Annotated in this window: 13 protein-coding genes and 1 tRNA gene; 7 read left to right on the top strand and 7 right to left on the bottom strand. The window is 36.5% G+C overall.

Annotated elements, in window-relative coordinates; all coding sequences use genetic code 11:
* Entirely contained in the window at positions 1 to 552 is a 552-nt protein-coding gene (locus tag ACXPAV_RS04085; protein ID WP_197494831.1) for a KdsC family phosphatase, read from the top strand.
* A 109-nt stretch (positions 553 to 661) separates the two neighbouring features.
* Here ACXPAV_RS04085 and ACXPAV_RS04080 read toward each other — a convergent pair whose 3' ends face one another.
* Positions 662 to 2,662: a BCCT family transporter gene (locus tag ACXPAV_RS04080; protein WP_458004137.1), complete on the bottom strand. Its 2,001-nt coding sequence runs from the start codon at positions 2,660 to 2,662 to the stop codon at positions 662 to 664.
* 255 nt (positions 2,663 to 2,917) lie between these two features.
* Positions 2,918 to 3,379 (bottom strand): ribonuclease HI, encoded by a 462-nt coding sequence (rnhA, locus tag ACXPAV_RS04075; protein WP_039170818.1) that lies wholly within the window; start codon positions 3,377 to 3,379, stop codon positions 2,918 to 2,920.
* Positions 3,380 to 3,439: 60 nt separating this feature from the next.
* Between rnhA and dnaQ the strand changes: the two genes are divergently transcribed.
* From dnaQ to ACXPAV_RS04060, 3 genes are all read left to right on the top strand, one after another.
* The gene (gene dnaQ, locus ACXPAV_RS04070; RefSeq protein ID WP_416106726.1) at positions 3,440 to 4,210 is read left to right on the top strand and encodes a DNA polymerase III subunit epsilon; all 771 of its coding nucleotides are present in this window, start codon (positions 3,440 to 3,442) and stop codon (positions 4,208 to 4,210) included.
* 114 nt (positions 4,211 to 4,324) lie between these two features.
* On the top strand, positions 4,325 to 5,707 hold the full coding sequence (trhP, locus tag ACXPAV_RS04065) for a prephenate-dependent tRNA uridine(34) hydroxylase TrhP (protein WP_458004136.1): 1,383 nt from the start codon (positions 4,325 to 4,327) through the stop codon (positions 5,705 to 5,707).
* Between the two features lie 599 nt (positions 5,708 to 6,306).
* Positions 6,307 to 6,383 (top strand) — tRNA-Met (locus tag ACXPAV_RS04060).
* 321 nt (positions 6,384 to 6,704) lie between these two features.
* On the opposite strand, the gene ACXPAV_RS04055 is transcribed toward ACXPAV_RS04060, so the two are convergent.
* Positions 6,705 to 7,613, bottom strand: a complete 909-nt coding sequence (locus ACXPAV_RS04055; protein ID WP_458004135.1) for a LysR family transcriptional regulator — start codon at positions 7,611 to 7,613, stop codon at positions 6,705 to 6,707.
* Between the two features lie 111 nt (positions 7,614 to 7,724).
* On the opposite strand from ACXPAV_RS04055, the gene ACXPAV_RS04050 reads away from it, so the two are divergent.
* Both ACXPAV_RS04050 and ACXPAV_RS04045 read left to right on the top strand, forming a co-directional pair.
* A complete protein-coding gene (locus ACXPAV_RS04050) occupies positions 7,725 to 7,850 on the top strand; it encodes an NAD-dependent epimerase/dehydratase family protein (RefSeq protein ID WP_245176453.1) in 126 nt (41 codons plus the stop codon).
* Positions 7,828 to 8,379, top strand: a complete 552-nt coding sequence (locus tag ACXPAV_RS04045; protein WP_458004389.1) for an NAD(P)-dependent oxidoreductase — start codon at positions 7,828 to 7,830, stop codon at positions 8,377 to 8,379. Before ACXPAV_RS04050 ends, ACXPAV_RS04045 begins: the two co-directional genes overlap by 23 nt.
* Before the next feature lie 70 nt (positions 8,380 to 8,449).
* On the opposite strand, the gene ACXPAV_RS04040 is transcribed toward ACXPAV_RS04045, so the two are convergent.
* Together ACXPAV_RS04040 and nfo are read right to left on the bottom strand one after the other, a co-directional pair.
* Positions 8,450 to 8,959 carry an NlpC/P60 family protein gene (locus tag ACXPAV_RS04040; RefSeq protein ID WP_458004134.1) on the bottom strand — a complete coding sequence of 170 codons (510 nt, stop codon included), beginning with the start codon at positions 8,957 to 8,959 and terminating at the stop codon, positions 8,450 to 8,452.
* A 133-nt stretch (positions 8,960 to 9,092) separates the two neighbouring features.
* Positions 9,093 to 9,938 (bottom strand): deoxyribonuclease IV, encoded by an 846-nt coding sequence (gene nfo, locus ACXPAV_RS04035; protein ID WP_013744943.1) that lies wholly within the window; start codon positions 9,936 to 9,938, stop codon positions 9,093 to 9,095.
* 98 nt (positions 9,939 to 10,036) lie between these two features.
* On the opposite strand from nfo, the gene ACXPAV_RS04030 reads away from it, so the two are divergent.
* The gene (locus ACXPAV_RS04030) at positions 10,037 to 10,591 is read left to right on the top strand and encodes a TorD/DmsD family molecular chaperone (RefSeq protein WP_458004133.1); all 555 of its coding nucleotides are present in this window, start codon (positions 10,037 to 10,039) and stop codon (positions 10,589 to 10,591) included.
* Between the two features lie 55 nt (positions 10,592 to 10,646).
* Here the strand turns inward: ACXPAV_RS04030 and brnQ are convergent, their stop codons facing one another.
* On the bottom strand, positions 10,647 to 11,954 hold the full coding sequence (brnQ, locus tag ACXPAV_RS04025; RefSeq protein ID WP_458004132.1) for a branched-chain amino acid transport system II carrier protein: 1,308 nt from the start codon (positions 11,952 to 11,954) through the stop codon (positions 10,647 to 10,649).
* A gap of 194 nt (positions 11,955 to 12,148) precedes the next feature.
* The gene (locus tag ACXPAV_RS04020) at positions 12,149 to 13,951 is read right to left on the bottom strand and encodes an AMP-dependent synthetase/ligase (RefSeq protein ID WP_458004131.1); all 1,803 of its coding nucleotides are present in this window, start codon (positions 13,949 to 13,951) and stop codon (positions 12,149 to 12,151) included.
* Positions 13,952 to 14,085: the final 134 nt, after the last annotated feature.

Here is a 14,085-nt window from a genome sequence, read left to right as displayed (position 1 = left end):
ATCCAACAAAAACTCGCCAACATCAAACTAGTGATCACCGATGTTGATGGCGTTTTAACCGATGGTTCACTTTATTATGGCGAAAGTAGCGAAGGTGTTGAAGCATTTAAAATCTTTAATGCCCGTGATGGCTTAGGAACCAGAATGTTATTAGAAAGTGGCATTCAAGTCGCCGTTTTATCCGGTCGCGATTCTAAGGTGTTAAGAAGGCGGATTGCTGATTTAAAAATTCCTCTGTTTGCTTTAGGAAAACTGGAAAAAGAGAGTGCCTGTTTCGCACTAATGCAACAAGCTGGCGTTCAAGCTTCTGAAGTACTTTATATTGGTGATGACAGTGTTGATTTACCAGCATTTAATGTATGTGGTGTTACTGCAACCGTAGCCGATGCTGCGGATTATATTAAATCCCAAGTAGACATTGTTACTAAAGCAAGTGGTGGCAAAGGTGCATTCCGTGAGATTGTTGATATGCTACTCGCCGCACAAGGAAAAGAAGCTATCTACACTACAGCGCAAGGCTTTCTCCATTCCGCAAAGAAAATGGCACAATAATATCGAAAAACAGTAGGATATTTTTCTACTGTTTTCACTAATCATCACCGAATTTTTGTTAAAAATACGAAAAAAGTGGTGTGAATTGATCCACACCACTTTATCTCAATTAAGAAAGATCATTCAACAACAAACTGTGCGTATCATCTAAAGCCAGATTCATATAACGTTCATACTGTTTCAGAATATCAACGATTAACTCATCTTTACTCATATATTGCACATCATAGCCCTCTCTACCATCATTAAAAAAAGTGATCGGTTCATAAATATTATGCTGTTCAATATGCGGTAAACTGTCATCCTCAATCAATAGATTGGATAATGAACGCTTTTCGCTGGCAACACCATATAAAAAGTTATGAATGTTGTCATTTTTAATCACTAATGCAATACGTAATTGTGAATATGACTTGATTTTCACATTTAAACCATAATTTTTTAATTCAGACTCCACTTCGGTAAATGCCGGAATAACAATTTTATCAAAAAAGGCTTTAATATCAGCACGTTGTGGTTGACTCATTATTTTATTTAAGCGGTCTCGCCAGTTTTTACCACTCCAAACTGAACTGCCGTGTGCAAATTTTTTCGAGAAATACTGGCTGTCCACCATCAATCCTCGCCATAATCCTAAGCAAAGGAATAGCATAATTAAAGTAAATGGCAATGCAATAATTAATGTCATTGTCTGTAATGCTGCCAAACCACCTGAACGAAGTAATGCAATAGCTAACGACGCCAACAACACTGCCCAGAACACGCTTTGCCATGCTGGTGCTTTATCTTTCCCTTGTGAAGCAATATTATTAATCACATAAATACCTGAATCTGCCGAAGTGATAAAGAACAATGCAATAATCAGCATTGCAATTAATGAAGCAATTATCGAACCAGGTAGCTGTTCAAAAAAAGCAAACAAAAGCGCTTCGGTATTATCACTCAATGCAGAAAGTGCACCTTGCGACTGCTGATCTGCCCAAATTGCAGTATCACCAAAAATAGTCATCCATAAAGCATTAAACAAAGATGGAACAAATAATACGCCTAAAATAAACTCACGAATTGAACGACCTTTAGAAATTTTGGCAATAAATAGTCCCACAAAAGGCGCCCAAGAAACCCACCACGCCCAATACAACACTGTCCAACCATTAAACCACGATTTTTTCTCTGGCTCATTAGCAAAAGTTTTAAAACTTAACTCAATGAAATTACTAAGATAATTTCCAACATTTTCTGAAAAATTGCTGAACAGATAAATCGTTGGGCCGGCAATTAAGACGAAAATCATTAATAAAATTGCCATTCCTAAATTAATTTCACTTAAACGTCGCACGCCTTTTGCTACGCCGGTGATAGCTGAAATTGCTGCCAATGTCATCACCACTACAATAATCACAGACAGTGTCGTTAAGCTGCGATCATCCATCCATCCAACTGCGTGCAATCCAGCATCAAGCTGCATTGCTCCATATCCCAATGTTGTTGTCACCCCGAAAACTGTACTACATAGTGCAATAATATCAATCAAATGCCCCCAAAAACCGGACACTCGATGTTTCAGTATAGGATAAAATCCGGAGCGGATTGTTAATGGCAATTTATAACGAAAACTAAAATAAGCCAACGTTAAGCCAATTACTGCATAAATTGCCCAAGCATGAATTCCCCAGTGGAAAAAGGACAGTAACAGTGCATTTTCCACTTTTTCCGTATGTGAGGCATTTTCAGTTAATGGCGCAACATAGTGCGAAATCGGTTCAGCTACACCAAAATACATCAAACCGATCCCCATTCCGGCAGCAAATAACATTGCCATCCAAGATATAAAGGGATATTCAGGTTCTTCATTTTCAGTGCCTAATTTTATATCTCCTAAACTACTGGCACAAAGCAATAATAAAAACAGAATAAATATTGAAACAGCAACGACATAAAACCAGCTAAAGTTATCAAAAATATTATTTTTTATATCATTCAGCAACTTTTGTGTCGTTTCTGGCACAATAATTCCTAATCCAGTCACTAACAAAATAAATAATAGACTAGGTAAAAAAATTGGTGCTTTAAATGTACTCGTCGACTTTAAATAATGCAGTAAACGCAAAATAAATTCTCCTCATTGATTGTATGATCAGCAATATTGCTAACATTTGATGAGCGAATTCCAATAAACAATTTGAAATTCTAAAAAGATAGAAAATAGTAGAAAATTCAACTACTTTTATTAGATAGAAATATCAAAATTCCCAATAAAATATGCTTAAAGCTCAAAAATACTAACTTATTATGCTAAAAAAATCAAATTTATGGTTTTTAATGCTATTTAAAAAATAAAAATAGCATTAAAAACTAACCTATATTATGGTTTATAACCTATGTCTTCTTGAGATGGATTTGATGCTGCTTCTCTAGCTAACACATCGCAACGCTCATTTTCCGGATGACCGGCATGTCCTTTTACCCATTGCCATTCGATTTGATGTGGAGCGATTGCTTGATCTAACGCAATCCATAAATCTTGATTTTTAACCGGCTGTTTTTGTGCTGTTTTCCACTGATTTTTTTTCCATTTCTGGATCCATTCCGTAATTCCTTTACGCAAATATTGACTATCGCTATAAAGTGTTACCGCACAGGGTTCTTTCAATAAATTCAAGGCGGTAATCGCAGCCAGCAGCTCCATTCTATTATTCGTTGTCAGTTTATACCCTTGCGAAACTTCTTTCTGGTGTCGTTTATAGCGTAACACAATCCCAATTCCCCCAGCTCCGGGATTTCCTAGACAAGAACCGTCTGTAAAAATGTCGATTTTTTTTAGCATATTAAAACAAGTGTTGTTAAAATGAAGCCCAATTATAGAGCGTTAATCTGAAAAAGAAAAATCACTATGCAAATGGATGAAAACAGAATTGTAGTACTCGATACCGAAACTACTGGAATGAGCGGAACCAGCGAACCGCAAATCGGTCATCGCATTATTGAAATCGGTGCGGTGGAGTTAGTCAATAGACGTTACACCGGACGTAATTTCCACGTTTACTTGCAACCGGATCAACAGGTTGATCCGGAAGCAGTTGCAGTTCACGGCATTACTGATGAATTTTTGGCGGATAAGCCTCGTTTTAAAGAAGTCGCACAAGAATTTATTGATTTTATTAAAGGTGCTGAACTGGTTATTCATAATGCGCCCTTCGATGTGGCGTTTATGAACCAAGAATTCGCCTTACAAGGGCAAGCTTTGACTACCAATCAGTTATGTAAGGTAACCGACTCACTAAAAGTCGCACGTCAACTCTATCCCGGAAAGAAAAACTCTTTAGATGCATTATGTAGCCGTTTAGGGATTGATAACAGTAAACGTACACTGCACGGCGCTTTACTGGATGCGGAGATTCTGGCAGATGTCTATCTGGCAATGACCGGCGGACAAGGCAGTTTGCAGTTAGATACTGAACCGGCTGTGGCTGTTCAACAACAGGAAGTGCAACAACAAATTCAACATAGCGACACACCACGAAAATTATTTGTGTTAAAGCCTTCTGCGGAAGAAATTCAAGCACATCAAGAGTATCTCTCATTAATTAATAAAAAAAGTGGTGATCAATGTCTTTGGCAACAAAAACTGGAACAGCAGCCACCTAAACTGAATTAACCTCAACACTTATTTCGCGCTTGCATTCTGTGCAGGCGCTGATTACAATTCACGCCTTTATATTTATACCCGTTGCGGTATAACCTGACCTGAGATCAGAAAGAGAATTAAAAAATGACAAAAACTTATGCAAAACCTGAGCTGCTCTCTCCTGCCGGCTCATTAAAAAATATGCGTTACGCCTTTGCTTATGGTGCTGATGCAGTTTATGCAGGACAACCTCGTTACAGTTTACGTGTTCGCAACAACGAATTTAACCACGCTAATCTAAAAATCGGTATTGATGAAGCTCACGCCTTAGGCAAAAAATTCTATGTTGTTGTCAATATCGCACCGCATAACTCAAAATTAAAAACATTTATTAAAGATTTAACTCCAGTGATTGAAATGCAACCGGATGCATTAATTATGTCCGATCCCGGTTTGATTATGATGGTTCGTGAGCATTTCCCGCAGATGCCGATCCATCTTTCGGTTCAAGCTAATGCCGTCAACTGGGCAAGTGTAAAATTTTGGCATCAAATGGGGTTAACGCGCGTTATCCTTTCGCGCGAACTTTCTCTTGATGAAATTGCTGAAATTCGCAAACAAGTGCCGGACATTGAAATAGAAGTTTTTGTACACGGTGCACTTTGTATGGCTTATTCCGGTCGCTGCTTGCTTTCCGGATATATCAATAAAAGAGATCCGAACCAAGGCACTTGCACCAATGCTTGCCGTTGGGAATACCAAGTAAAAGAGGGGCAAGAAGATGAAATCGGTAATATTGTCGATCCGAATAATGTGATTCCGGTGAAAAATGTTGCGCCAACATTAGGTGAAGGCGCAACAACCAATAAAGTTTTTCTATTGACTGAAAGCAAACGCCCAGACGAACAGATGCAAGCATTTGAAGACGAACACGGCACTTATATTATGAATTCTAAAGATTTACGTGCTGTGCAACACGTTGAAACATTAACGCAGATGGGCGTACATTCTTTAAAAATTGAAGGAAGAACAAAATCTTTCTATTATTGCGCTAGAACCGCTCAGGTTTATCGTAAAGCAATTGACGATGCAGCTGCCGGAAAGCCTTTTGACGAAAGCCTAATAACAACCCTAGAATCATTAGCTCACCGTGGTTACACCGAAGGTTTCTTACGTCGTCATACTCACGATGAATATCAAAATTATGACTATGGCTACTCTGTTTCCTATCAACAACAGTTCGTTGGTGAATTTACCGGTGTTCATAAAAATGGAATGGCAGAAATTGCTGTGAAAAATAAATTCCTACTCGGAGATGAAGTTGAAATGATGACACCGAAAGGGAACATTGTTTTCACTATTAATCAGATGTTTAACCGCAAAGGTGAATCGGTTGAAGCGGCTTTAGGAGACGGACATTATGTATTTATTCCCATACCGAAAGATATTTGTTTAGATTATGCGTTATTGATGCGAAATTTAACTAATACAAATACAAGAGATCCACACGGCGAGAAAAAAAGTTAAAAAAGTTAAAAAAATATTAAAAATGTTATTGCAATATAAAATGTAACGCTATATAATCTTGTCCGTACCCTAAAATATGACTCCAAATGTTTGCCCCTTTATTTTTCCCGAATAAAGGGGATTTTTTTATTTGTAGTATTTCTATTTTTAAATCATATAGATATAGAAAAGCAATGCCATTTTTTACAGCATAATTACTGTATGGTTATACAGTATTGAATACTATAATATTGTCTGTTTAATGATCCAAAATGATCACTAAAGAAATGAATTGCACCAAAAAATTTCTTTAAATGTTACAAGATTTAACGAATTTAACATGAAAAATAACTAAATTGAGCTTGTTTGACTCTATCAATTTTTATTGAACTTTTTATAACGCTAAAGAACGCCATTATGTAAATTGATGCTTGGTTCTGCCTATCTGAAATCAATATTTTTTTAGCCGTATTTGATCAATAGCTTTTTCTATAACGAAAGTATTAAATATCGATATCGAAAATAAAGACACCATTTTGACTATTTTTTATCAAAAAAACTTTAATTTTTAAAAAAATCTTGTAAAAAATTCAAAAGAGTGTATAATAACGCACATCTGACGCGGGGTGGAGCAGCTTGGTAGCTCGTCGGGCTCATAACCCGAAGGTCGTTGGTTCAAATCCAGCCCCCGCAACCAATCCCAATTTTTCCTCAAAAATTTTATAGTAATTTTTTAATCTTTCTTGTAGAGATATGTATAAATTTCTCTTTTTTGAGACTACATTTCATCTATTTCGATCGTACTAATTTCATATATTGCCTTATTTGAAAAAGAGTTTAACATTCCATCATCTGCAATACCTACTCTCACAGATGCTGCTATTTTACAAAAGCGTTTGTTAAGTCGTAGTCCTCTAGCTCTACAAAAAGCAGATATTGAAAAAATATATCAAGCCTCCTTTAATGGTGAAAAATTCTGCTAATAAGAAGTACAGTAGGAAAAGACCTACTGTACTTGTCATTTTGCTAATTTATTCCTCTCTTCTAACAAAAATTCAATAACAACCTTTACTCTCTTCAATTGTTGATGCCTAGGGAAATAATAGAGATAAAAAGCAGGAAATGATCGCCAATAAGGTTCTAACACTGGTATTAATTCTTGTTGTAATCTTAACTGTTGATAACGCAAATCAAAGATTCGACCAATTCCCATTCCTTGAATAATTGCATCCATCATTATTTCAGTGTCATTAAAAATTAATTGTGTTTCAAGGGAAATTTGCCGTTCTTCACCATCTATACTTAGTGTTAATGGGTTTAAACGATTATGCGTCATAAACCGATGTCCGATAAATCGGTGGTTTTTGAGATCTGCTATGGATTGTGGAACACCATATTTTTGCGCATATTCTTTGCTGACAAATAATCCTTCTCGCATTGGTGCCGTAAGTTGATGAGCAATCATTCCCTCCTCAATACTATGCCCGAATCGTATTCCTAAATCAAAATGGTGATCCACAATATCAACTATCGCATTATTAATAGACAATTCAAGTTGAATATTGGGATATTGCTGACAAAATTGGGCATAAATCGGCTGAATAGCAATATAAAAAGCAACTTGCGGTAATGTAATTTTTACCGTTCCTGATGGTGGATTAGCGGCACTACTCAAACTTTCGAAAGCATCTTCAATTGCATAAACGGCTTCTTTCGTTTGCTGAATCAGTTTTTCTCCGGCTTCTGTTAATACCAATTTTCTTGTAGTACGTAAAATAAGCGGAAATCCCATTTCTTGCTCTAAGGATTGCAATGATTTACTCACTGCCGCTGCACTAATTTCTAACTTTTTAGCAGCAGCTGAAATACTGCCACTTTGCACAATAGTGTGTAAAAACAGAAGTTGTTGATAATAATTTTTCTGCATATTCTAAACTAATAGTTAAAAGTATTTTAAAGAATACTAGACTACTCTTTAATAAAATAGCTGTCTATAATAAAGTTGTTTTTTAAATAACAGACAGAGTAAGGAGTTAATATGAAAATTGCTGTAATTGGAGCAACTGGATTAATTGGTAAAGCGGTAACTGCTGAATTAGTTGCTCGTGGTCATCAAGTAATAGGAATTTCTCGTCACGCCGATTCACTACCGAAAAGCGGATAACTTTACCGCTATACAATTAGATGTCAATTCCACACAATTAGCTGAGCAACTTATTAATGTTGATGCGGTGATCAGTGCTTTCAACGGCGGTTGGGAAAATCCAAATTTAGTCGCTGATTATAACAAAGGAATGCAATCTATTTTGCAAGCAGCACAACAAGCAGCTGTGCCTTATTTATTAATTGTTGGCGGTGCTGGCTGTCTTTATGTGTCATCTGAGTTGCAACTTATTGATACTAAAGAGTTTCCTAAAGCTATCTATCCTATTGCCAATGCTATTGGTCAATTATTGGTTCAATTAAAACAAAATAGACAATTAAACTGGGCATTTGTATCGCCAGCGGCAATGTTTGCCGTCAATCCAGTCAAATTTGAGGCAACAAGGCATTATCGTATTGGTGGAAATCACGTTCTGTTGGATAAAAATGGGCAACCTGCTGATATTAGTCTGCCTGATTTAGCAGCAGCGCTTGCAGATGATGCAGAACAAAAAGCTCATTTACATCAACATTTCACCGTTGCTGAATAAACTGAAAATCCATTTATAGCGAAAAGCCACTCAAAAGAGTGGCTTTAACGTTTAGCTATCTAGTAAATACTTAATTTAATACTCTTCTGGATTGTGTATAGGTTCTTAACCAATAATCTTCATTCAAAGAACTAATAGTAACGCCCTGACTTGTACTGGAATGGATAAAAAGATCATCGCCTAAATAAATTCCAACGTGACGATTTTTTCTAAAGAAAACCAAATCACCTTGTTTTAATTGACCTTTTTGAATTTTATAACCTAAAGATTTTTGTTCTGAAGTGCTTCTTGGCAGGCTAATATGAAATTTTTCTGCAAATGCAGTTTGTACAAATGCGGAACAATCAATGCCATCCTTCCCGGTTCCGCCAAGTTTATAACGAACACCAATCCATTCCTGATAGAAATTATTTAATTTTTTATTGATGATAACGCGTTCTTTCGCGTTGGTTTTGAGGATTAAAGCTTGGATAGGATCATCGTCTTCGGAAAATAATGTAGAAGCTGACTGCGTGCCGGGATGACTACTACACGCAGCTAACAGTAAAAAACAGACTGATACCAGAATTCGATAAAACATAACTCAAAAATAAGTGAAAATAATCAAAACTCAAAAATTGGCATCAATCCTACCGAAAAACAACACGTATGACCAGTTATTTTTAATAGAAAAGGCTGTTTTTGTGAAAAGCTTCAAATTTTCTGGCTATTTTTTAACGTTTTTCTAACGAACGCAGCCAAGAAATTTCATCTTTCCAGATTTCCGGATGAATGGTTTCCAAGATAAGCGGAATATTATCAAAGCGCTGATCAGGCATAATATATTCAAAAACAGCAGTGCCAATTGTGCCTGACTGCAAACTGTCGTGACGATCCACTCGGCTTCCTAAAGGCGTTTTTGAACCATTTAAATGCATTCCTCGCAAATATTGAAAACCGACAATCTCCGAAAATTGTTGAAATGTCTTTTCACACGCCGCTAAAGTCGACAAATCATAACCGGCAGAAAAAGTGTGACAAGTATCCAAACAAACACCAACCCGATTTTTATCTTCCACATTTTCAATAATGGTCGCCAAATGTTCAAAACGCCAGCCTAAATTTGAACCTTGACCGGCAGTATTTTCAATTACGGCAACCACATTCGGCACAGTATCAACCGCAATATTAATGGATTCCGCAATCCGTTTTAGACAATCCAGTTCATCAATTTGTTGTAAATGGCTACCCGGATGAAAATTTAATAATTGCAAGCCGAGCTGATGGCATCGTTGCATTTCATCAATAAAGGCGGTTCTTGATTTCTCTAATCCTTCTGCTGTCGGATGGCCTAAATTAATCAAATAACTATCGTGCGGTAAAATTTGTGCCGCAGAAAAGTGATATTTTTCGCACCATTGCTTAAATTTATTGATATTTTCTTGTTTTAATGGCGCAACTTTCCATTGACGCTGATTTTTTGTAAATAACGCAAAAGCATTTGCACCGATTTCAACTGCGCGTAATACCGCATTTTCAACGCCTCCCGATGCACTGACGTGCGCTCCGATATATTTCATTTAAACTCCTAAATTCATTATCTTTCCGCAGGAATTATAGTAAACTTACGCCCTTTATACAGTTTTAATTCATAATTTCTCTAATAGTTAGGACAAATATGGACGAACAGGTCGAAATTAATCATTTTTCTATTTTATGCCGTTTATTCGGTAATTTTTTTCAACGTCAACCGCAAGATCCAATTCTTGCGCCGGCATTGCAATGGTTACAACAAGCAGGCGTTAAAACCATTTGGGATTTAGCTACTGATCCACAAACCGACACTGCGCTGACGCAATTAACATCAGGTTGGACACTAGAACAATTAAGCCAAGATTATCAACATTTGCAACAATCTGTCGATTTTAAACTCTCTGCTTACGGTGTTGATGTTGAACAATTTAAAGCATTTCGGCAAGAACGTGCAATGCCTGAAGTCGCTGACAGTGATCATATTGCATTGCCCTTATTGACGGCTGCTTGGATTGAAGATCAAATTGGTTCGCTTGAGGCACAGCGACAACTGTTCCAAACTTTTTTATTGCCAACTATCGGGCGTTTTCTTGGACAGATTGAAGCTCACGCACAAACCGCATTTTATCGCAGTCTGGCACAATTATGCCGCGATTTATTGGCAGCTATGGCAGATGAGATTGAAGAAGAGGAACAATAATCTAAAAAACAGTGTACGAATTATTTCGCACACTGTTTTTCATATCTACTTGAAATTAATGCTGTTTTTTCACAGAAAATTTACCAACAATAATTGTCAATAACAACATTAACAATACCGGGATTAACCAAGTCAAACCTTCTTGATAAAACGGTAAATAGCTTAACAATTTTTCTACGCCTTGTGGCAACAAGCCCATATTTTTCAAGCTATCACACAAACTGAACAGTGTTGTTAGTGCGATAGTGGCATTATAACTCCAGCTCACTACCGGCAGTTTTTTCCGCACAATCTGTAATACCACTAGCATAATTGCTACCGGATAAATCAACAACAATGCAGGAATCGTTACTCGCAAAAGTGTATCCAGACCGGTTTCAGAAATAATAATTGTCGCAATTGTAAACAGCACTACAAAAAATGGATAATTTAAACGAGGATGAAAGCGAGAAAAATAATCTGCACAAGCACTGGTTACACCAACTAACGTTGTTAAATTCGCTAACATCACAATGCCACTCATAATCCACAAACCAGTTGAACCAAATAACTCATTAATATAACGTGAGAAAATTTGTCCGCCATTGGTAGAAGTTGATGCCACCATATCTCCAGTTGCACCCAGATAAAATAAACAAAGATATAAACCACTTAGTAAAACTACTGAAGTTACTCCAGCAGCTAATGTATAACGAACTATTGTTTTGCTATTGGTAACATTATTTACTGCGAAAGCTCGTGCTACAATTCCACCGAATGCCATTGCTGAAAGCACATCCATTGTCTGATAACCACCAATCATACCAGTGACTAAAGCAGAGCCTTCAGCATAATTACTGGATGGTGCAATAATTTCGGACAATGGATCAGACACAACACCAATACCGACAACAATCAATAACACCAATAAAATCGGAGCCATAAATTTACCAATCGTTGAAATCATTGTGCTACGACCAAGCATAAAACTCATTCCGATAATATTAAACACTAATGCGAATAAAATATGAGAATGCTCACCGTTATAAATATTTAAAGGCTGCCACGCCATTTCATAAGCAACGTTAGTAACACGAGGCATTGCAAATGTTGAACCAATGATTAAATAGAGAATTGACCAAAATACAACACCAACCCACGGCGGAAGATCGGTAGATAACGCTTCACCGCGCCCACGCACCGTTACCACAATCAAGGTAATAAACGGCATAAAAACGCCGGTTAAAATAAAACCTAACGCAGCCCACAACCAACTTGAACCGGCATGATAACCCTCCATCGGTGGAAAGATAATATTCCCTGCACCCAAAAACAGCGAAAAAATCATCATACCCAGAATTAAAATATCTTTTTTAGATAACATATACTTTCCCTTAGGTATTAATTTTAAAGCAGGAAGTTTATACGGATTGGATGGCAAATTGAAGTAAAAAATATAATTTTATGGATTTTTATGCTGATAAATTAGATGGAATATAATATTTTTAGCAAATTCTACTGGATTTTTTAAAAGAAAATACGGTATTACCCTAAAGCAATACCGCATTTATTGGACGTTTATTGATACATTTTTTCAATCAGAGCGTGATAACGTTGTAAAATTACCTTACGTCGTAGTTTTAAGGTCGGTGTAATCTCACCAAGTTCAATTGAGAATGCTTTTGGTAACAAAGTAAATTTTTTAATTTTCTCAAACCCTTGTAGCTCTTTTTGTAATTCATTAATTCGTTTTTCAAACATTTCAACAATCGCTGTATTTTTAATCAAATCTAACCGATTTTGATACTGAATATTGAGTTTTTTTGCATACTCTTCCAACGTGTCAAAACAAGGAACCACCAAAGCTGACACATATTTTCTGGCATCAGCAATCACAGCAATCTGCTCAATTAATTTATCTTGCAATAATTTGCCCTCCACTGCTTGGGGAGCAATATATTTTCCAGTTGAAGTTTTCATTAAATCTTTTATGCGATCGGTCATAAACAAATTACCTTCAGCATCAACATAACCGGCATCACCTGTTTTTAAGAAGCCATCTTCGGTAAAACATTTTGCGGTTTCTTCCGGATTTTTAAAATACCCTTTCATTACACCCCCGCCTTTCACCAAAATTTCATTTTCATCACCAATTTTTACTGTTGTGCCTGGCATAATTTGCCCAATTGAATTTGATTCAAAACCAAAATCAGACCAACAAGAAACCGTTGCTGTAGTTTCTGTCATTCCGTAACCCAATTTAATATTAACGCCAATACAGTGAAAAAATAGACCAATTTCAGGTTCTAATTTCGCTCCACCACAAGGCATCATTCGGATATGTCCACCAAGCACTCGTTGCAACTTACTGAATACTAAGCGATCTGCAAGCTGATATAATGGCTTTAACCAAAACGGCAAAGGTTGTTGTTTCTGCTGATAGCGTAATGCGAATTTACCAATTCGCAACGCATTATAAAAAATCTGTTGGCGTAGCCACGGTGCCTGTTTCACTTTATCAAAGACCGTTGCATAAATTTTTTCATAAAAACGTGGCACCGCACACATTAGCGTCGGTTTCACTATGGACAGTGCTTCTCTTACTTTATGTGGATCATCCAGATAAACATTCACTGCACCTTGTGATAACACATAGGCAACCCAAGCACGTTCAAAAATATGAGATAACGGTAAAAAAGATAAAGAAACATCACTACCATCAATTTTCATTAACGTTTGTTGATGGGTGGTCAATTGATGTGCCAAATTATTGTAATCTAACATTACACCTTTCGGTTCACCAGTTGTACCTGAAGTATAAATCAAGGTAAAAAGATCTTTCATTGATTTCTGTGTCAATCTTTGCACTAATAGCTCACGTGATTCATCGCTAGCAGTTGCAATAAAATCTTGCCAGCTAATCCCCATTTCCACATCACGTAAATCAAGTGGTTGCATGGCAATAATTTTTTCTAATTTTGGGCAATACGGTGCAATAGAAAGTGCTACATCATACTCTTTTTGATTCCCAACAAACAGCACTTTCATTTCGGAATGATTAATGATGAATTTCGTTTGAATTTCATTATTGGTTGCAAAAATCGGCACAGTTACTGCTCTAATCTGCAAAATTGCAATATCTGCGATTGTCCATTGTGGCATATTTTGAGCAAAAATACCGATTTTATCCTGAACACCTATACCTAATGTCAATAATGCTCGGGAGAGCTGTTCACTTTGCTGGTGAAAACTTTGCCACGAAATATCTTGTAATTTATGTTGATGATCGAAATAGCGTAATGCTGTACGTTGAGAAAGTTTTTCACTTTGTTGACGAATTACATCGACAAAATGGGAAAGCGTTTGAGTATAATTTTGCATTATAAAAATAACCTTCTTTATTTCAGCTAACAACTGTTCGCAAATATACTCATTCTATTAAAAAAAATCCAGTGATTTTATCTCTATAAATACAATCGCCCACTGTTTTTAGCAGTGGGCGATATTTTTTGTGA

The organism is Gallibacterium sp. ZY190522 (assembly GCF_054166015.1).
The sequence above is the reverse complement of the archived record's forward strand: the minus strand, read 5'-3'. Positions and strand labels throughout refer to the sequence as shown.

What these genes read in the sequence shown, in the direction of transcription:
- rnhA (WP_039170818.1), bottom strand. Translation starts at nt 3,379, where the DNA reads ATGCTAAAAAAAATCGACATTTTTACAGACGGTTCTTGTCTAGGAAAT.
- trhP (WP_458004136.1), top strand. Translation starts at nt 4,325, where the DNA reads ATGACAAAAACTTATGCAAAACCTGAGCTGCTCTCTCCTGCCGGCTCA.
- ACXPAV_RS04055 (WP_458004135.1), bottom strand. Translation starts at nt 7,613, where the DNA reads ATGCAGAAAAATTATTATCAACAACTTCTGTTTTTACACACTATTGTG.
- ACXPAV_RS04050 (WP_245176453.1), top strand. Translation starts at nt 7,725, where the DNA reads ATGAAAATTGCTGTAATTGGAGCAACTGGATTAATTGGTAAAGCGGTA.
- ACXPAV_RS04040 (WP_458004134.1), bottom strand. Translation starts at nt 8,959, where the DNA reads ATGTTTTATCGAATTCTGGTATCAGTCTGTTTTTTACTGTTAGCTGCG.
- nfo (WP_013744943.1), bottom strand. Translation starts at nt 9,938, where the DNA reads ATGAAATATATCGGAGCGCACGTCAGTGCATCGGGAGGCGTTGAAAAT.
- ACXPAV_RS04030 (WP_458004133.1), top strand. Translation starts at nt 10,037, where the DNA reads ATGGACGAACAGGTCGAAATTAATCATTTTTCTATTTTATGCCGTTTA.
- brnQ (WP_458004132.1), bottom strand. Translation starts at nt 11,954, where the DNA reads ATGTTATCTAAAAAAGATATTTTAATTCTGGGTATGATGATTTTTTCG.
- ACXPAV_RS04020 (WP_458004131.1), bottom strand. Translation starts at nt 13,951, where the DNA reads ATGCAAAATTATACTCAAACGCTTTCCCATTTTGTCGATGTAATTCGT.